The sequence below is a fragment of the Chryseobacterium sp. 7 genome (genome assembly GCF_003663845.1).
Lineage (GTDB): Bacteria > Bacteroidota > Bacteroidia > Flavobacteriales > Weeksellaceae > Chryseobacterium.
In genome coordinates, this window is record NZ_RCCA01000001.1 from 142,789 (window position 1) to 161,555 (window position 18,767).

Below are 18,767 nucleotides of genomic sequence, written 5' to 3' on the forward strand. Positions count from 1 at the left end.
CTTAAGCCAAATAAAGCCATTTTTAAGGGCTTTTGTGTCTCCCTTTTGTCTGCATAAAAAAGGGGTACGATTTAGAGCGCAATCTTTGACGTCAAATGGTGATTTTATGTCATATTTTGTCTAAGACTAATCTCTAAAAATTCATCTATATGTTGATGATTTCCTTATTTTGTCGCAAAATGTCTGCATAATGAGGTATTATTTCGTATTTTTGCGCCAAATTTACAAAACTATATGTTAACAGTATCTAACTTATCTTTACAATTCGGGAAAAGGGTTCTTTTTGACGAGGTAAATATTATGTTTACCAAAGGAAACTGCTACGGGATCATCGGAGCAAACGGTGCGGGAAAGTCTACATTCCTGAAAATATTAACAGGAAAGCAGGATCCTACAACAGGGCATGTATCTCTGGAACCAGGGAAAAGAATGTCAGTTTTGGAGCAGGATCACTTTGCTTATGATCAATATACTGTTCTTGAAGCAGTTTTAAGAGGTAACAAGAAATTATTTGAGATAAAAGAGGAAATGGATGCGTTATACGCAAAAGAAGATTTCTCTGATGAAGACGGAATTAAGGCCGGTGAATTAGGTGTAATTTATGATGAAATGGGAGGATGGACTGCTGAATCTGATGCACAGACGATGCTTTCAAATGTTGGAATAAAAGATGATATGCACTGGCAAATGATGAGCGAACTTGAGAACAAGGACAAAGTAAAGGTTCTTTTGGCTCAGGCGCTTTTCGGAAATCCTGATGTATTGATTCTGGATGAGCCTACCAACGACCTTGACATTGATACCATCTCATGGTTGGAAGATTTCCTTGCTGATTACGAAAACACCGTAATCGTTGTATCTCACGACCGTCACTTCCTTGATACGGTTTGTACTCACATCGGTGATTTGGATTACGCTAAGCTAAACCTTTACACAGGTAACTACTCTTTCTGGTACCAGGCTTCTCAATTGGCAACAAGACAAAGAGCTCAGGCCAACAAGAAAGCAGAAGAGAAGAAAAAAGAACTTCAGGACTTCATTGCAAGATTCAGCTCTAACGTTGCTAAGGCAAAACAAGCTACTGCAAGAAAGAAAATGATCGACAAATTAAATATTGACGATATCAAGCCTTCTTCAAGAAGATATCCTGCTATTATTTTCGAAATGGAAAGAGAGGCAGGAGATCAGATTTTAGATGTAAAAGGTCTTGGGAAAACAAAAGATGGAGAATTATTGTTCTCTAGTATTGATCTGAACCTTAAGAAAGGAGATAAAGTAGCTATTCTTTCCAAAAACTCTTTAGCCATTACAGAATTCTTTGAAATTCTGGCTGGAAATGTAGAAGCAGATAAAGGAACCGTTGCTTGGGGAGTTACAACCAATCAGTCTCACATGCCATTGGACAACACGAACTTCTTCCAGGAAGATCTAAGTTTGGTCGACTGGTTGAGACAGTTTACCAAGAATGACGAAGAGCGTCATGAAGAGTTCGTAAGAGGATTCCTAGGAAGAATGCTATTCTCAGGTGATGAAGCTTTAAAATCTTGTAAAGTACTTTCCGGAGGTGAAAAAATGAGATGTATGTTCAGCAGAATGATGCTTCAGAAAGCTAATGTTCTTTTATTAGACGAACCTACCAACCACTTAGACCTTGAAAGTATCACAACTTTGAACAACTCTTTGTCTAACTTTAAAGGGAATCTTTTACTGGCATCTCATGACCACGAAATGCTTTCAACAGTCTGTAACAGGATCGTTGAACTGACTCCTACCGGAATCATTGACAGAGAAATGACTTATGACGAATACCTTGCTGATAAAAAGGTAAAAGAATTAAGAGAAAAAATGTATTCTTAATCCGAACAACATTAAAATTCATATAAAAAACCTCAAAGCAATGCTTTGAGGTTTTTCGTTTAAACAATAAATAAAATAATTATTTTGTCAGTTTTGCTGTAGGTAAAGAAACCGTTCCCGGATCTTTCCATAAGCCGTCTTTCTCTGCTTTCTTTTTAATAGCTTCTGCCCTTTTATTACTATCCGGGTGAGAATTGAACATTTTCTCAAAGTTCGTCTGCGTACTTCCTTCCGAAAGCAACCCTAATTTTTTGAATGCTGTGTAAGCTCCTACTACATCATATTTATTAACTTTCATAAAGTCGTAGGAATAGGTATCTGCTTCAGACTCCTGTTTTTTACTGTGTGAAGCATCTAAAAACGCATTAGCCATTTTCCCTATCTGGCTCTCATTAAGGGTAGCCACAGCAGCAGAAGCTGATGATGCCGCATCTAGTGCAGCTGCTTTCAGATAAGCAGATTTCATTGCATCTTTCGTATCCTGATTTTTAACGTGCCCAATCTCATGTCCGATTACGGCAAGTAATTCGTTGTCCGTCATGATATCCATCAGCGAAGAGAAAACACGTACACTTCCGTCTGCACAGGCAAAAGCGTTGATATCTTTTACTTTATAAACTTTATAATTTAAATTCAGACCATCCTGAGATTTGTGCTTGCCGAACAGCTTATTCAGTCTCACAGTATACGGATCTTTTGGACCAGCAACAGCGTTATTCTTATCCATCCAGTCTACTGATTCTTTGGATAGTTTAATCGCATCTTCGTTGGTAAATGTTAAGGCTTTTGCACCGTTTGAAACCATTCCGGCAGCTTTGCCAAGGTTAATTTTTTGTGCATTGATCGAATACATTGCCCCCAATAACATAAGGCTTAGCGTAATTTTTTTCATAGTCATTTAAATTTGGAGCACGAAGATAAACTTTTTTAACAATTATCACGTCAAAAATTCCTTTATATCTACCTTGAATATTATTTTTTTATTCTTGAAAAGAAAAATAATATTTCATCATTCTTATTTTAAACAAAATACCTGAAAAATAGGGTTTGAAAGCATTCAACATCTCTGTAAAGATCCTTTTTGAAAGGAATGAAAAAATAGTTACTGCTATCATTTTTATGAACAAGTATAAATTTTACCAAGCCTTATAGTGCTCATTTTTAAAATCTAATTTGCTGATTTTTAAAGCAGCTTTTAGAACTTTTTTCCTTATTTTTGTGAAATGAGTCAAAAATGGATTTACAAGCCTGAACCCGATGAGGAAGTTGTGGACAGACTAAGTTCGTCACTTGGTTTTGGTACTTTTGAATCTAAACTTCTCGTTTTGAGAGGCATTGACAACTACCAAAAGGCCAGGGAATTTTTCAAACCCAACCTTACCGATATCCACAATCCGTTTTTAATGGCAGATATGCAAAAAGCTGTAGAGCGCATTGCCACTGCAATTGAGAATGGCGAAAAAATATTGGTATATGGTGACTATGATGTGGACGGAACCACAGCTGTTGCTTTAATGTATCTTTATCTCAGCAAAATTGTTGAGAAGAAATATCTTGATTATTATATTCCGGACAGAAATTCTGAAGGATATGGTATTTCTACAGAAGGAATTGATTTTGCCAAAGAGAATGGGTTTTCATTAATCATTGCTCTGGACTGTGGAATCAAGGCTTTAGACATGATCAGCTATGCCAGCAGCCTGAATATCGATTTTATTATCTGTGATCATCACCTTCCAGGTGAAGAAATTCCTAATGCGGCTGCAGTTCTTGATCCTAAAAGAAATGACTGCCGATATCCGTTCAAAGAGCTTTCAGGATGTGGTGTTGGTTTTAAACTTTGCCAGGGACTTAATACCATCTATAAGTTACCGGAAGCTGAATTATTTGAACTGACAGACCTTCTGGCGATCTCCATTGCGGCAGATATCGTTTCTATGACCGGAGAAAACAGGGTATTGGCTAAAATGGGATTAAAAACACTCAGAAAGACCAGAAATCTTGGATTAAGACTTTTGATTCCTGAGGATAAGCTTTCTCATTTTGAAATTTCCAATATTGTTTTTGAAATAGCGCCTAAAATTAATGCTGCCGGAAGAATATCTCATGGTAAAGCAGCTGTAGAACTTATGGTTTCCGACAATCTGAAACATGCGAACCAGATTGTAAATGACATCATGAACCTCAACGATGAAAGACGTGAGCTGGATATGAATTCTACCCTTTCTGCCCTGAATCAAATTATAGAATCTCAGCAGGAAACGAAACATACCACTATTGTTTACCATCCTGAATGGAACAAAGGAGTAATCGGAATTGTTGCATCAAGACTTATTGAAACATATTATAAGCCAACGCTTGTATTTACCGATGGTAATAATGGCGAAATGGTAGCCTCGGCAAGATCTGTTTCTGATTTTGATGTGCATGAAGCCCTTGATCTGTGTTCTGAATATTTCCTTAAATTCGGGGGACATCACGCAGCAGCGGGACTTTCTATGGAGAAAGAGAAATTTGCTGCCTTCAAAGAAAAATTTGAGAGAATTGTTTCTGAGAAAATCAAAGAGCATCAGAAGGAACCTTCTATTACTATCGATACGGAAATTACGGTGGATGAAATCAACAGAGAGTTTATCAATTTTCACAGAAAGCTTGCACCATTCGGGCCTCACAATATGAAACCTATTTTTACCTTGACAGATCAGAAACTTTCAGGATATGTAAAAACTATGGGAAAAGATAATAATCATCTGAAATTTTATATAAAGCAGGAATCTACAGGACGAAATATTGAATGTGTCGGATTCAAGCTGGGACAGTTTGTGGAAGATTTTAAAAATAAGAATTTTGATCTTGCTTTTACCCTGGAAGAAAATCATTGGAAAGGCAATGTAACGCATTATCTGAATATTAAGGATGTGAAATTCAGAGATTGAGAATAGGGATTAGGATTTAGCAATTAGGGAACACATATGGGAAATTATAAGGAATTAGTCGTTTGGCAAAAAGCTGTAGATCTCGTTACAGAAATCTATAAAGCAACAACAGCTTTTCCAAAAGGAGAAATGTATGGGCTTATAAGCCAGATCCGCAGATCTTCAATTTCAATTCCATCTAATATTTCCGAAGGTCATTCCAGAAGATCTACTAATGACTATCTTCAGTTTTTGAAAATTGCAAGAGGTAGCAGCGCTGAACTTGAAACCCAATTGATTATTTCAAAAAACTTACATTATTTGAATCCTGAAAATTTTCAAATTTTAATCGAAAAAACATCCGAAATATCAAAAATGCTGAACGCAGTAATTACAAAACTCCAGACTCCCTAAGACCTAATTCCTGCAACCTAACTCCTTGTAACAATGAAAAAAATCGGTTTATTTTTCGGGTCATTCAATCCTATTCATATTGGGCATCTTATTCTGGCTAATTATATTCTGGAAAATTCTGATATGGAGGAACTTTGGTTTGTGGTGAGCCCACAAAATCCTTTCAAAGACAAAAAATCTTTGCTGAAAGATCATAACCGACTGGATATGGTACAGCTTGCCGTAAAGAATTATCCAAATATGAGAGCTTCCAATGTAGAGTTCTCTCTTCCGATGCCGAGCTACACCATTGATACTCTTACCTATCTTCATGAAAAATATCCTGAATATTCTTTCAGCCTGATCATGGGAGAAGATAATTTGAAGAGCCTCAACAAATGGAAAAATTCTGATATTCTGATCAAAAATCATCATATTATTGTCTACCCAAGAATATTCGAAGGAGAAAAGAAAGATTCTGACTATTTACAGCACGAAAATATCTCCCTGATAAAAGCTCCGGTTATAGAACTTTCTGCCACTGAAATCCGAAATATGATTAAAGATGGCAAAAACGTAAGACCTATGTTGCCTCCTGAAGTTTTTGAATATCTGGATGGTAGCAGTTTTTATAAGTAAATAATGAAACAGTACTTATTCTTATTTTCTATTTTTCTGCAAAGCTTTTTATATGCTCAGGAATCGGAAGCTACAACAAGCGATTCTCTTACGAAATTAAGGAAAATTGCTTTTGCTGAAAGCAGAAACTATAATAAAAAGCTCTGCCGTGAAGATTCTATGAGGGCTGTCAGAGATTCGGAAATTCAAAACAAATATTTTATAAATATTGCAGCTCCAGATGGTGATAAGTTTTTGCCAGGCGAAGAACTTAAAACGATTTTAAAAAAGCATAATATCATTTGGGGCGGAGAATGGATGGGTAGTGATATCGGCGGATATTCCGGTGGATGTTACTATAGGGCAATGACTGAACTGACTAAAAAAAAATTTGGTGAAGATTTTATTAATGGGCTCGTTAAAGAATCAGTAGCCCTGTATGTAAAAAAACACCCGGGTAAAATCTTTGATTACGATGAACATACTGAATGGAAATATAAAGGAAACTACCTCAGCTATACAGATGATAATGATCAGTTAAATAAAGATTTTTTCTCTCATTTTACTTATCCGGAAGATTATGAAAATTACAATTCTTCTATTCAAAAATACCCTTCAAATACTGTGGTTACACTTACTTTAGATTCAAAAGGAAAGGTTTTAAAGCATCAATTCAGCCATCGTATTCATAATGATCACAACTTAAGATATATTCCTTATTTTGAAAAAGAGATCAAAAAGTTTATAAAATACACTAAATTTGAGTCTGTAAAATACAGTGGATATCCTGTAAAAAGCGAAGTATCTTTTTTTATCTACTATAAATAATTATTCATGGACTTTATCGAAAAAATATTCTCAAAATATTCTCAGGAAAAAATCATCAAATGGTTTAAACAGATTTGTCTTGCTGAAGCCATTTCATGTCTTTTACTGTATTGTGTTGCGATGATCTGGATTCGATATGATGAAAACTTATATTCTATTATCTTCATCAGCGTTATTGGGAGTTTACACGGTTTATTTTTTACACTTTACCTCCTGCTTTGCCTTCCTGCAAGAAAAATTTACAATTGGGATGATGAAGATTTTGTCTTTGCCTTGTTATCTGCATTTTTCCCATTTGCAACGGTTTGGGTAGATAAAAAGCTAGCCAAATTTGATAGAAAATAGATATTCTCATAAAATTCTTTATGAATTATGAAATTATTTTAAATAAACTTCATCAAAGTTTCACCTATTATGATCGTACTGTCTGGCAATGAATCTTATAAGCCCCGGTACAGGACTCTATTGTTATTACCCGCCAGGTTATCATTTGTATTCATCCCAATTGCTTTCCAATGAACTACACATTGGACTTATAGCTATTTAGTTACCAGAACGATACAATAAGAAATTAAACCTAATATACTTTCAAAGCTGGCATGATAACCTGACCTTACCTCTGGTGAAACAATTTTAAATAACAGAATTTTAATTTATTGTAACTAAGCAGAAAAGTTTCCGGCTTTTTACATATTTCAAGCGATATTTTTTATTATAAGAACTATCGTTATTGTTTCTTCAGATAAAACCAAAATTTTAAGTTCTAAAATACCTCATACATGAAACAGGTTATTTTCACTTCATTTGTCAGACTCTTATAACAAATACAAAATTATCTTATTATTGATAATTATAAGTCATACCACTTATTAAAAACTATAATATAAACAGAAAATTCTCAACACTTAATACATTTACGCTAAAAACAACCTTTTGCCTGCTGTTTTGAAGAAAATTCAAAATTATAACCGATAATCCGCGCAAAACAAGTCCAATAAAATGATATTTACCAAAAAATAAAACCAAAGCCAACGATTTATAGTAAACCCCATTACACAACATATACAACATATATACAACATATATATTATACAAATACAACATATACACTACTTAATTGTCAAAATAGGGCTTTTTAGAGCTTTTTATCATTCTTACCCTCACCCTCCCTATTTAAATATTACTATAAATGCTACTTTTACACCTGAAAAATTTAAGAAAATGAATGCAAAAAATTTATTATCCGCAACATTGCTATTGATTTCAGCATTGTATAGCAGCCAGACCGGAGGAGTTGGAATAAACACTACAAGCCCACAGGGAGCATTAGACGTAGTAAGTAAGACAGGAACTTTTATTCCTCCAAGAATGACCACTACAGAGAGAGATGCTCTTGTAGCTCCCCCCACAGGAGCTGTTGTTTACAATACAACAACACCAGGCTTAGAATTTAATTTTGGAACTCCTGCAGCTCCAAATTGGAAAACTGCTGTAACAACAGTTGGAACCTCCTCAAATATTGTTTTAGCAGGCGGCTCTTCTGATGCCACGCCTCCAACAGTAGGTAGTAATACGGTTGGAGATGGCTATTATCAGTTTAGTATCAATTTACCCAGTAGTGCAAAGTGCAAGCTTGACCTATACCCTACAGTATGGTCTGATGTAAATAAAGGTGTAGGAACGGATTTGTATATAGATGGAACAAAAAAAGCAAGTGTGGTTACTGCTGTTACGTCACCAGTAAATCTGCATGTTGTTGTTCCATATAGTTATGTAACTCCTACTGCACTGACCGCCGGGAGTCATACCATCAAAATTCAGGCTTATGCTAACCCATATCCTGCAAGTGCTACTGCAGGTCCTACAGATGTCCGTGGCAAAATTGATAACTTTGATAGAATAACCTATTCTTATCTTTGTTGGAATTAATTTTTAAAATAAATATTTTTATATTTTCTGCCGGAGGATTCTTTCTTCCGGCTTTTTTATCATAACATTTGAAATTTCGAATTATTTGAAATATAAAATTTTACTATTTCATGTAACAAATTTATAGATATTGTTGTCTTATTATTCAGAAAGATAAAGCAATCCAAATTTTAAACTGATTTTTAATAACTGATAATCAATGCTTTATAATTTGGCTAAAATATTTTTAAGTACTTTGTATTGCATAATACTAAATTAATTACATATCTTTGCAATATAAAATAACAAACCATACAAGCTATTAATTAAAAAATAATATCATGAAAACTCAAATTCTTATTGCAGCACTATTTTTCGGCGGACTTGTAACGGCCCAACAGAAAAAAGACAGTATGAAAGTAAATGCTATTGATGCAGTGAATATCAAGAAACAAGTTTTCAAAAAACAAGGTGACCGTTTAGTGTATGATGTAGCATCTTCATCTATCGCTAAAGGAACCAACACTTTCAATCTTTTGAAGCAAACGCCAATGATTTCAAGTATCGACGGAAAAACGTTAAAGATTCTGGGAAAAAATGATGCGGTAATCTACATAAATAATAAAAAAACCAATATGGACTCTGAGGCGTTGATTGAAATGCTGAAGTCTACTCCATCTGAGGACATCCAGAAAATTGAAGTGATTACAGTTCCGGGAAGTGAATTTCAGGTGGAATCCAAAGAAGGGGTCATCAATATTGTAATGAAAAAAAGCAAGAATAACGGTTACAACGGAACGTTGAAAATGCAGAATGAGCAGGCATATTACAATAACCCTAATGCAGGAGCTTCTTTTAACTTCAGACAAGGTAAATGGTCTGGTAATTCCAATTTCAGAATGGGAAGCTGGACAGACAGACAAAGATATACACTTTCCAATGGAGATTCTACTTTCAAAAATGAATCATTTGGATTTAATGATGATCCTAATAAAAATTTTGGAGGAGGTTTCAATATTGATTACGAGATCAATAAAAAACACAGTCTTGGCTTCTCCTACAACATGAGATACAATAAAAGTTTCAATTCTGTACTGGATATTACCAACTGGCAAAATGGAGTATTAAATAACAGAACAGTCAATAACGAGGATGCACAGACCAGAAATTATTCTTTTAATTTGAATTATGAGATGAAAACGGATTCACTTGGAAGTAAGCTTACGTCAAACGTTTCTTACCTGTGGTTCAACAGGGATAAAGTAAGTTTCAATGAAAGTTTTCCTCTAACAAATGATACGATTAACAAATATTCTGCATTACATCAGGCTGTACCACAAATTATTAACAACTACGCGGCAAATATCGATTATCTGAAAAAGACGGCTAAAGGCGCAACGTGGTTAATGGGAATCAGTTATAATCACACCAATACAGATAACGATACCAAACAGGATAAATTGACAAAAGGAGAATTTATCATTGATCCAAACCAAACCAATCACTTCATTTATAAAGAAAATATACTTGGAATTTATCTTAACTATGAAAGAAAACTGACCGAGAAGATATCCGGAAAAATTGGAGCCCGCTACGAAATGACAAGAAGTACAGGTGATATTGTGGATAAAACAGGATTCGAAAGAAATTACAACAACCTTCTGCCTTACCTGAATTTAAATTACGCCATCAGTTCAGAACATAATTTGAGCTATACTTTTTCCAGCAGAATCAGAAGACCTAGATTCTGGGAGCTGAATCCTTCGAGAACCTACTTCACTCCTACCAATTATACGCAGAACAATCCATTTATACTGGCTTCCAAATATTATAATCAGGAGTTAAATTATATGTACAAGAATGCATTCTATGCCAATCTTAGTTTTAATATGGTGGAAGATGCAGCAGCTTCAGACCTGATTCCATTACAGGGAACGGTAACAGCTCCAAAAAAGGATGCTAAGGGGAAAATCATCAAGGATATCAAAGGAAATCCAATTATGGAAACTACAAGATTCTTAAGATATATCAGAACTAATTATGGTAAAAACAGAGAAATTGCTCTTACTCTTGGTATGAACAAATCCTGGTTCAAAGATATATGGACAACCAACTATTCTGTCAATTTAGGATATGTTACCTACAAAGGCGGAGTATTTGAAGATCCTACTTCCATGCCGGTTCCGGGAGAAACTGAAGTTGTAGATCCTTATATCATTGATGTTAAAAACTATAATATGTCTGCAACCTTCAATAATGTCATCAGACTGTCTTCTAAAAAGACTGGTTCCTGGGAGTTAACTACTTCTTCGCAAGCCAGACTGCCATGGAAGGAGGTATGATCGCTGCCAGACAAAGCTTTGATTTTAATCTGAAAAAAATCATCGGCGACTGGACAATTGTAGCCGAGGTGAGCGACTTATTCAATCAAAGCTTCTACAGAGTTGAAGGGGTACAACCTAACGGAAAGTATAATAACATCACCAACTTTAATTATCCAAGATTGATGAGCATTGGAGTTACTTACAATTTCGGAAATCAGAAACTGAAAAAAGCAAGGGAAATGAAATCAGCCAACGATGCCGTAAAATCAAGAACCTAATCTATACAACTTATATTACTCAACCACTCTTAAATAACACAACATGAAACGTATAATTTTGTCAATGGCCATCGTATTTGGTACTTGTGCATTCGCTCAGGAAAAGAAAGCTGACACGGCAAAAACAAAAAATATAGAAGGGGTTACCATTACCAAACAGGTTTTCAAAAAACAAAGTGACCGTTTTGTATATGACGTGGCCGCCTCTCCTGTAGCAAAAGGAAACACAACTTTTGATCTTCTGAAGCAGACTCCGCTATTATCTTCCACAGATGATAAAACATTGAAAATAGCTGGAAAAAATAATGCTATAGTCTATATCAACGGAAGAAAAACGAATATGGATTCTGAGTCTCTGGCTCAGTTCCTAAAAAATACTCCAGCTGAAAATATTCAGAAAATTGAAGTGATCACTGTTCCAGGGAGTGAGTATCAGGTAGAATCATCTGATGGAATCATCAATATCGTTTTAAAGAAAAAAATGAGTGATGGTCTCAACGGAAATATGAGAATGTCTAATACCACCAATAAATACAATGGAAGCCAGGCCAGTTTCTCTGCCAACTACAGAAAAGGAAAACTGGGAGTAAGTGCAAGCTTAAGCGGTGGTGAGAATATTGAGGCTCAAACTTATACTTTAAGAAACGGTACTGCCAAAACTTCTAACGAATCCACAGGAGATATTGATGATCCTAATAAAAACATCGGCGGATATCTGAATATTGATTATCAGTTGAATGATAAAAGCAACTTAGCTTTATCCTGGAACACATGGGCGAATAAAAGCTATAATTCAACCGTCAATCTTTTCAACACCATCAAAACAGAAGATGACACAAAATATACCTGGTCCAAAAACAAAGAAGATGCAAGATCTTACAATAACTCAATCAACCTAAATTATGAATTAAAGACCGATTCTCTAGGCAGTAAACTTAACGTAAATGCCGCATATCTTAATTATAAAAGGTTTCAGTTTACAGACAACAGAACGTATATGTCTGATGCGAATATGGGAACCGGAGATATGACGACACAGGTATTCCAGGATCTTCCTCAGATTATCAATAACTTCTCCGGAATGGTAGATTATATTCAGAAATTTAAAAATGATCTGACCATTTCAATAGGAGGAAATTACAATAAAACCAAAACAGACAACGATTCTAAAAACATTACTTATTTTTTTGATCCCGCAAAAGATCCGGATCCAAGACCCAACCACTTTATCTATGATGAAAATATCTATGGTGCTTACCTTACCGTAGAGAAGAAATTCTCAGATAAAATCTCAGGAAAAATCGGGGCGAGATATGAAATTACAAACAGCTTGGGAACTTCAGACAATGCGCCTACCGATGCTCTTAAAAGGATTGAGAGAAATTACAATAACTTACTTCCTTATCTGAGTTTCAATTACGCCATCAATGATAAAAACAATATTTCGTACTCTTTTTCAAGCAGAATGAGAAGACCCAGCTTCTGGGAAATTAATCCTGTAAAAAATATTTTAACGGATGATAACTATACGCAGAACAACCCTTTTGTAAAAGCTTCGTCTACTTACAATCAGGAACTTACCTATATGTTTAAAAATTCATATTTCCTGATTTTAAACCATTCTTATATTCAAGATGCCATCACTCAGGTTCCGCTGCAAGGATACCCTGTTTCACCGGATGGTACGGTGGGCGCCAACCCTGTATTGAGATACATCAGAACCAACTTTGGAAATAAGCAGGAAATGTCTGCCATGGTAGGAATTCAGAAGTCATTCTTTAAACAGTACTGGACAACGAACTTTAATATCGGAGTTCAGCATAATATCAACAATGGAAGTCTTGATGTGGATCCTACCACAGGAGACCGGTTCAGAAATCAGGACGGTAAGGATATTGTTTACACCAACAAAACCAATTCTACCAGTCTTTTGATTCAGACCAACAACACCATCCGTCTTGACAAAAAGAAAACATGGTTCTTCGGCGTTAATTATTTCTTCGTAGACAAACAGCAGATTGAGCTTGGATTGCTGAAAGGTTTAATGAGCTTAGACCTCAGCCTTAAGAAAATGTGGAATGACTGGACCTTTGCGGTGAATGTAAATGACATACTGAATACCAACATTGTAAAAATTGAAGACTTCCAGAAAAACGGAAATTACAACTACATCCATCAAAACCGTTACAACAGAAGCTTTACGGTAAGTCTTACTTATAATTTCGGAAACCAGAAAGTGAAAAAGGTAAGAGACATCGAAGGGGCATCAGACGCTATTAAAAGCAGAACAAGATAAAGATTATCTTTCTTCATATTCAATTATTCTTACAGTATCCGCTGATTCTTTTCAGCGGATTTTTTATATTTAATCACGATGAAAAAAGATATAAAGATTATTTTGTTTTTCCTCTGCCTATTTCTTTCAGGAATAAGCTGCACAGAAAAAAAAATAAAACTGGGCAAAGATATCAGCTTTGATAAAGAGGAAAATATTCATTACGGAAACAGTACTGAACAGGTTATGGATCTTTATATTCCTGGCAAAAAAACAACGCGTAAAAAAGATATTTTCATCATTATTCATGGTGGCGGCTGGCGTGCCGGGAATAAATCTCAGCTCAGTTTTTTCACACTTTCCATGATGCAGAGGTTTCCTGATCATATTTTTGCCAACATAAATTACAGACTGGCATCAGAAAACCATTACGGACTGCCCGATCAGATGAATGATATTAAAAAGGTCTCCGGTTTTTTAGAAAAGAAATTTACCTACAGCCCTACATTCATTTTAATAGGAAACAGTGCCGGCGGCCATTTATCTATGCTATATGCTTATAAATTCGATATAGATAAAAAAGTAAAGGCTGTTATTAATATTGTTGGCCCTGCCGACCTTTCAGATCCGGGGTTCAAAAACTATCAGGAATATTCTTTTGTGGAAAGAAGACTTGTAGATCCTCGTATACCGGAACCGGGAACCTCCAGGATAGCTTTTGCCAGCCCTGTCAGATGGATTGGCCAAAGCTCCCCTCCTACTTTATCTTACTACGGAAATTCGGATCGTGTTATCCCTTCAACACAAGGAAAAATCTTGGATTCTGTATTAAATAAGAACCATGTACTTCATGAGTCTTATCAGTTCAATGGCGGCCATTTGGATTGGGATAAAAATCCACACGATCAATTTCTTATCGATAAAATAGAAGCATTTCTAAAAAAAACAGACAAAAAATAACACGTTCTGATGTTTCAAAACGTGTTATTCTTTATATTTCAGTTTAATTTATTCTGATTTTGAAACAGCTGTTCTTTCTGAAACACCATTCGAGTTGAAAGCTTCAATCTGGAAGTAATAAGAATCTGTTCTGTCTGCACCTGTAAAGAAATATTCGTTCTTTCCATAGACCATAATACTTCCGTACATTTTATCCGGAGATTTCCCCCAATAGATTACATATCCGTCTGCGTCAGGATTCTGCTGCCATTTCATCCAAATACTTCTTCTTTCGCCGTATTTTTTCGGATCCGCTCTTAGAGGTACAAAACCTTCCACTTTTGCAGGTTGCTTCCCCGCTCCTTTTCCAAAGACTCTGAAACCGCTTAATGCGAATTTCCCTGTTGGCATTTTCAGGTTTTCCATTTTCAGGAAACGGGCTTTTGCAGGTTGTTCAAGTTCAACATAATCATGAGGAACGTCTTTTGTATTTTTACTTTTATCTACAATCACATTCCATTTTTTACCGTCATTGGAGCCATAGATTTTATACTGATGCATTTTCCCCAAGGTTTTCCCCATGAATTCAGCATCCTGATCCGCATAATTAATCTGAATAGCATTAATGGTAGAAACTTCCCCTAAATCCGTCTGGAACCACTCTCCGGAATTTCCGGTTTTGGCACTCCAATATGTTTTGATATCTTCATCCACAGCATAGTTGGGCTGATACCCCCTAAAGTGGATGAAACCTGTACCGGTTTATTATAGTTCAACAGCATCCATCCGGCAAAAAGACCTTTTGAAAAATCTTTTCCCTGTGCATACTGTGGAAGGTAAGTTGGATAATCTCCATAAGCTGTATTACAGTACATTACATCATCTTTATCAAAACCGGCAGGCCAGATTCCGAGTCTTCTTTCAAAGTTATTTTTGGTAGAAATAAAGATGGTGGAAATGTGCCACCAGTTTTTATAATTGTCTTCAAATGTGGCTCCGTGCCCCGCTCCTCTGGCAAAACCTCCGGGTTTATAAGAAAATGGATTATGCTGCTGGTATTCGAAGCCTTCCAAAGGACTTTTACTCACGTAAACCCCATCGGAATATCCGCTGAATTCTGTTGCCGGAGCTCCATACTGCATATAGTATTTCCCGTTGTGTTTCGTCATCCAAGCTCCTTCTACAAATGGCTGAAGAAAAACATTGTCATTATATTCCCCGAAACGCTCCCAACCGTGATCTTCAGGTTTTAGCTTAATGATAGGTTTAACGAAACCTTCGGACTGAAGATTTTTTACTTTCACCTCTGTTCCCAGTAATGGCCATTCGTTACTTGATCCCCAGTACAGATACAGTTTATTTTTATCTTCATCATAATGGAATGCCGGATCCCACGCTCCTACTTTCAAAGTATCCACAGCAATTTTCCAGTCGTCTTTGGTAGGATTTGTACTTTTCCAGATCGGGAAATCCTGTTCCCAGGTAGAACCATAAACGTACAAAGTGTCTTTCATAGCCCATACCGCCGGAGCATTAAGATCATGGGTATACTTATTATCTCTTAAAAATTTCCTTTTGACAAACTTCCAGTCCAGCATATCATCACTGTACCAGTATCCTTCCTGATTGGTAGAGAAAAGAAACAGTTTATTCTTAAAATTAACAATCACCGGATCTGCTGTAGCGCGGTGTTTTCCTTGTTTCGAAAAAACTTCGAAAGGGGTATAACCATAATCAATATTAATGGGATTACAGAACGTTTTCTGCTGAGCCCCTACAATCATTCCAAGAAAAATTGCTAATGACAGAAAGTATTGTCTCATTATTAGATTTTAAAGATTACCGCAAAGTTAACTAACTTTTTTTGGTTTTCTCCAAATAAAGCCATCAAGCAGATAATGAGTAAGCTGCGGAACCACCAATAAAGGAATAAGGAATTGAAATAATTTTTCTGAAATAGCTACATTCAAGGAAAAATGTTCATTCCACACCAGTGTTTCCCATAAAAATTCTTCAAAAAAGGCGAAAATCAAGATCACTCCTATAAATAAAAATATTCCTGAAAAAGATTTAAAAATCTGCATCCCATTCAGCTTATTATTTTCTTTTTGCTGTATTTCCCGGATATAAATCAATGCGATATAGGGAATTCCGTGAGAAACCACATTCAGAAAAGTAAACAAGAGATCATTGTTAAAGTACACGATTCCAAAATACCAGGAAAGAAAAGTTCCGGTGATCAATGCGGTTTTCGGGATATTAATATTTTTTGTTTTAAAAACTTCGAAAACAGTTTTAATGATCCAAATGATCAGAATTGCAAAATAGATTACAGTAATCAGAGGAATATAGTTGGGAAGATTTTGAAGCCAGTCAAATTCATTGTTCACAAACCAGGTAAAGGCACGAGGAGTCTTAAACCAGTACAACATGGGATAAATCGTAGCGGAATACACAGCCACCTCATCTATTTTTTTGCTCCAGTTATTAGGTTCAAAACGGGCATAGATCCTCATAAAGCCATATTGCTGGCGTATAAAATGAAAAACGGCTATCAATGCCAGCACCGACCAAAATGTCAGACTTCCGAACTGAAACAGAATAATTCCCAACATCCAGCTCACAGCAGGAATTCCGAGATAAAGCCATCTATTTTTCTGTATTTCTCCCTTCACAAAATAGGTTTTGAACAGTGTAGAATATACATGAGCCACATCCACAAAAACAATCAGGAAAAGCCATGTGTAAAAGGAATAATGATTTTCCAGCCCTTGAATCTGTTTCTGAAAAAGAAAAATAATTAACAATACAACAAAAGGTGGTGATAAAATAAACCACCAGTCTGCTTTTGCGTTATGTATCCACGGCTGTTTCATTATATTATTTTAGATCATTTGTTCTGCAGTCCGGATTCCCTGATAAAAGGCTTCTTCAAAAATAGATATTCCTGAGAGATCAGAATGGGCAAAGAAAATTTTCCCCTCTACAGGTTCTTTCGCTATTCTGGTTTTTTCGCCAAAAATCTGGTTGGGAACGGGAGCAATCATGGCATGTCCTATTTTATGAAACTGCATCTCGAGAATAAAATCTTCTATCAGAGGATGTGCTTTCTTCAAATCATTTAAAACTAAGTCTTTCAGTTCAGCATCTTTCATGGCGTAGAGCTTTTTCCTTGCTTTCTTACAATCTGCTGTTGAAAAGCTTTTATAGTGGGTAATTACTTTTTCGCCTATAATTTGATTCAAATTTTGGTGCTGGTCAAAGATATAACCTAATCCGGAAGAGCCGTAGATTACATTATCCCAAGCGAGTTCTTCATCTCCTCCAAATTCATTCTTCAGAGTAATGGTTGTTAAAAGCCACGGAACATAATGGAATGATGATGCTCTTTTATGATTAAAAATCCTTTCATTCACAAACTGTGGTGATGCAAACAGGACTTTATCAGCAATGATCTTTTTTGTCTTTTTTGAGCATTATCAAAACTCAATACCTCAACTTTATCATTGATTTTTACATCAAAGACAAGATTTTCGGGCATATGTTTTTCCTCTGTGTATTTTGAAAAGTGTTTGGCAAGCCTTGCATTTCCTTCCGGCCATGTGAAAACCTGGTCTTTGTATTTCGTGCTCCAGTTATTTTTTCTTCCTGCAAAATAATGAATTCCCGCCCATGCTGAAACATAGTCTATTCCCAATCCGAAATCATCTCTACAGGAGTAATCCAACAGCCAGAGAAGTTCTTCGGAATGATAGTTATTTTCTCTGAGCCAGTCTTTGAAAATAATTTTTTCAAGCTTTGTAACCTCATCTTCCCTGCTCGAATCATGTACCGGAATAGCAAACCAATATTTTCCCTGTGAATCTTTCTTTATGCGAAGCTCATCCATCAACTTAAAAAAGCGGTTAAGTTCTTGCTGTGTTGTTGCTGAAATACCTCTTTGAGGCACAATGTCATTCTGCCATGAGTTTTTATAAAATAATCTTTCCTGCTGTGGAAAAGTCATTTGGTATTCGTCAAGAACAGGCTCCCCGTTTTTTTCTGTTCCGAGACAGATTTTGCATTCTTTCAGGAAGTCGATGATTTCTACATTTTCTTTGTTGGGTAAGGGTAAATAATGCGCCCCTAAAGGAAATTTTGAAATTGAATTTTGCCCGTTGGAAGAATTTCCTCCCAGATGGTTCTCCATTTCAATGAGAAGATAATCCTTCTCATTGTTCTGGCTGAAAAACCGGCACGCAGAAAGTCCGGATATTCCTCCACCAACAATAAGATATTTCGTGTGGATAACTTCTGAAAATTGTGGAAAATCTTTTGCCCACAACTTATGACCGAGAACATGATTTGTTCCGGTAATTTTCAATAACAAAGCTTTTACTTTCTTTTCACAATACTGCAAAAAGGGAAGCATAAGACTACCTAAAAATATAGT

General features: G+C 35.8%; 17 protein-coding genes. 11 read left to right on the plus strand and 6 right to left on the minus strand.

What is annotated here, in order from left to right:
• Positions 1–234: 234 nt before the first annotated feature.
• Entirely contained in the window at positions 235–1,857 is a 1,623-nt protein-coding gene (locus tag CLU97_RS00640) for an ABC-F family ATP-binding cassette domain-containing protein (RefSeq protein ID WP_121486259.1), read from the plus strand.
• 79 nt (positions 1,858–1,936) lie between these two features.
• Here the strand turns inward: CLU97_RS00640 and CLU97_RS00645 are convergent, their stop codons facing one another.
• Positions 1,937–2,749, minus strand: coding sequence for a M48 family metalloprotease (locus CLU97_RS00645; RefSeq protein WP_121489613.1), 813 nt, complete (start codon positions 2,747–2,749; stop codon positions 1,937–1,939).
• Between the two features lie 331 nt (positions 2,750–3,080).
• Between CLU97_RS00645 and recJ the strand changes: the two genes are divergently transcribed.
• The 10 genes from recJ (at position 3,081) to CLU97_RS00690 (ending at position 14,356) form a co-directional block, all read left to right on the plus strand.
• Positions 3,081–4,793 (plus strand): single-stranded-DNA-specific exonuclease RecJ, encoded by a 1,713-nt coding sequence (gene recJ, locus CLU97_RS00650; RefSeq protein ID WP_121486260.1) that lies wholly within the window; start codon positions 3,081–3,083, stop codon positions 4,791–4,793.
• Between the two features lie 36 nt (positions 4,794–4,829).
• Positions 4,830–5,186 (plus strand): four helix bundle protein, encoded by a 357-nt coding sequence (locus CLU97_RS00655; RefSeq protein ID WP_121486261.1) that lies wholly within the window; start codon positions 4,830–4,832, stop codon positions 5,184–5,186.
• 33 nt (positions 5,187–5,219) lie between these two features.
• Complete coding sequence (gene nadD, locus CLU97_RS00660) at positions 5,220–5,804, plus strand: nicotinate (nicotinamide) nucleotide adenylyltransferase (RefSeq protein WP_121486262.1); 585 nt, start codon at positions 5,220–5,222, stop codon at positions 5,802–5,804.
• 3 nt (positions 5,805–5,807) lie between these two features.
• A complete protein-coding gene (locus tag CLU97_RS00665; RefSeq protein ID WP_121486263.1) occupies positions 5,808–6,611 on the plus strand; it encodes a hypothetical protein in 804 nt (267 codons plus the stop codon).
• Positions 6,612–6,617: 6 nt separating this feature from the next.
• Complete coding sequence (locus CLU97_RS00670; RefSeq protein WP_121486264.1) at positions 6,618–6,956, plus strand: DUF3817 domain-containing protein; 339 nt, start codon at positions 6,618–6,620, stop codon at positions 6,954–6,956.
• Positions 6,957–7,832: 876 nt separating this feature from the next.
• A complete protein-coding gene (locus CLU97_RS00675) occupies positions 7,833–8,540 on the plus strand; it encodes a hypothetical protein (protein WP_121486265.1) in 708 nt (235 codons plus the stop codon).
• A 320-nt stretch (positions 8,541–8,860) separates the two neighbouring features.
• Positions 8,861–10,861, plus strand: coding sequence for an outer membrane beta-barrel family protein (locus tag CLU97_RS24325; protein WP_228437432.1), 2,001 nt, complete (start codon positions 8,861–8,863; stop codon positions 10,859–10,861).
• Complete coding sequence (locus CLU97_RS24330) at positions 10,846–11,121, plus strand: outer membrane beta-barrel family protein (protein ID WP_228437434.1); 276 nt, start codon at positions 10,846–10,848, stop codon at positions 11,119–11,121. The genes CLU97_RS24325 and CLU97_RS24330 overlap by 16 nt, the downstream gene beginning before the upstream one ends.
• Positions 11,122–11,164: 43 nt before the next feature.
• Positions 11,165–13,417, plus strand: coding sequence for a TonB-dependent receptor domain-containing protein (locus tag CLU97_RS00685; protein ID WP_121486266.1), 2,253 nt, complete (start codon positions 11,165–11,167; stop codon positions 13,415–13,417).
• Between the two features lie 78 nt (positions 13,418–13,495).
• Positions 13,496–14,356: an alpha/beta hydrolase gene (locus tag CLU97_RS00690; protein WP_121486267.1), complete on the plus strand. Its 861-nt coding sequence runs from the start codon at positions 13,496–13,498 to the stop codon at positions 14,354–14,356.
• A 48-nt stretch (positions 14,357–14,404) separates the two neighbouring features.
• On the opposite strand, the gene CLU97_RS23910 is transcribed toward CLU97_RS00690, so the two are convergent.
• The 5 genes from CLU97_RS23910 to CLU97_RS23920 are packed head-to-tail and all read right to left on the minus strand — an operon-like array spanning position 14,405 to position 18,746.
• Positions 14,405–15,049, minus strand: coding sequence for a discoidin domain-containing protein (locus CLU97_RS23910; protein ID WP_262689380.1), 645 nt, complete (start codon positions 15,047–15,049; stop codon positions 14,405–14,407).
• Positions 14,977–16,158, minus strand: coding sequence for a family 43 glycosylhydrolase (locus CLU97_RS00695; RefSeq protein ID WP_228437436.1), 1,182 nt, complete (start codon positions 16,156–16,158; stop codon positions 14,977–14,979). Before CLU97_RS00695 ends, CLU97_RS23910 begins: the two co-directional genes overlap by 73 nt.
• 27 nt (positions 16,159–16,185) lie before the next feature.
• Positions 16,186–17,211 carry a hypothetical protein gene (locus CLU97_RS00700; RefSeq protein WP_121486268.1) on the minus strand — a complete coding sequence of 342 codons (1,026 nt, stop codon included), beginning with the start codon at positions 17,209–17,211 and terminating at the stop codon, positions 16,186–16,188.
• A gap of 9 nt (positions 17,212–17,220) precedes the next feature.
• The gene (locus CLU97_RS23915) at positions 17,221–17,751 is read right to left on the minus strand and encodes a hypothetical protein (RefSeq protein ID WP_228437438.1); all 531 of its coding nucleotides are present in this window, start codon (positions 17,749–17,751) and stop codon (positions 17,221–17,223) included.
• Positions 17,748–18,746 (minus strand): NAD(P)-binding protein, encoded by a 999-nt coding sequence (locus CLU97_RS23920; protein ID WP_228437440.1) that lies wholly within the window; start codon positions 18,744–18,746, stop codon positions 17,748–17,750. Before CLU97_RS23920 ends, CLU97_RS23915 begins: the two co-directional genes overlap by 4 nt.
• Between the last annotated feature and the right edge of the window lie 21 nt (positions 18,747–18,767).

What these genes read in the sequence shown, in the direction of transcription:
- CLU97_RS00665 (WP_121486263.1), top strand. Translation starts at nt 5,808, where the DNA reads ATGAAACAGTACTTATTCTTATTTTCTATTTTTCTGCAAAGCTTTTTA.
- CLU97_RS00645 (WP_121489613.1), bottom strand. Translation starts at nt 2,749, where the DNA reads ATGAAAAAAATTACGCTAAGCCTTATGTTATTGGGGGCAATGTATTCG.
- recJ (WP_121486260.1), top strand. Translation starts at nt 3,081, where the DNA reads ATGAGTCAAAAATGGATTTACAAGCCTGAACCCGATGAGGAAGTTGTG.
- CLU97_RS00670 (WP_121486264.1), top strand. Translation starts at nt 6,618, where the DNA reads ATGGACTTTATCGAAAAAATATTCTCAAAATATTCTCAGGAAAAAATC.
- CLU97_RS24325 (WP_228437432.1), top strand. Translation starts at nt 8,861, where the DNA reads ATGAAAACTCAAATTCTTATTGCAGCACTATTTTTCGGCGGACTTGTA.
- CLU97_RS00655 (WP_121486261.1), top strand. Translation starts at nt 4,830, where the DNA reads ATGGGAAATTATAAGGAATTAGTCGTTTGGCAAAAAGCTGTAGATCTC.
- CLU97_RS00640 (WP_121486259.1), top strand. Translation starts at nt 235, where the DNA reads ATGTTAACAGTATCTAACTTATCTTTACAATTCGGGAAAAGGGTTCTT.
- nadD (WP_121486262.1), top strand. Translation starts at nt 5,220, where the DNA reads ATGAAAAAAATCGGTTTATTTTTCGGGTCATTCAATCCTATTCATATT.
- CLU97_RS00700 (WP_121486268.1), bottom strand. Translation starts at nt 17,211, where the DNA reads ATGAAACAGCCGTGGATACATAACGCAAAAGCAGACTGGTGGTTTATT.
- CLU97_RS23920 (WP_228437440.1), bottom strand. Translation starts at nt 18,746, where the DNA reads ATGCTTCCCTTTTTGCAGTATTGTGAAAAGAAAGTAAAAGCTTTGTTA.
- CLU97_RS00675 (WP_121486265.1), top strand. Translation starts at nt 7,833, where the DNA reads ATGAATGCAAAAAATTTATTATCCGCAACATTGCTATTGATTTCAGCA.
- CLU97_RS00685 (WP_121486266.1), top strand. Translation starts at nt 11,165, where the DNA reads ATGAAACGTATAATTTTGTCAATGGCCATCGTATTTGGTACTTGTGCA.
- CLU97_RS00695 (WP_228437436.1), bottom strand. Translation starts at nt 16,158, where the DNA reads ATGAGACAATACTTTCTGTCATTAGCAATTTTTCTTGGAATGATTGTA.
- CLU97_RS00690 (WP_121486267.1), top strand. Translation starts at nt 13,496, where the DNA reads ATGAAAAAAGATATAAAGATTATTTTGTTTTTCCTCTGCCTATTTCTT.
- CLU97_RS24330 (WP_228437434.1), top strand. Translation starts at nt 10,846, where the DNA reads ATGGAAGGAGGTATGATCGCTGCCAGACAAAGCTTTGATTTTAATCTG.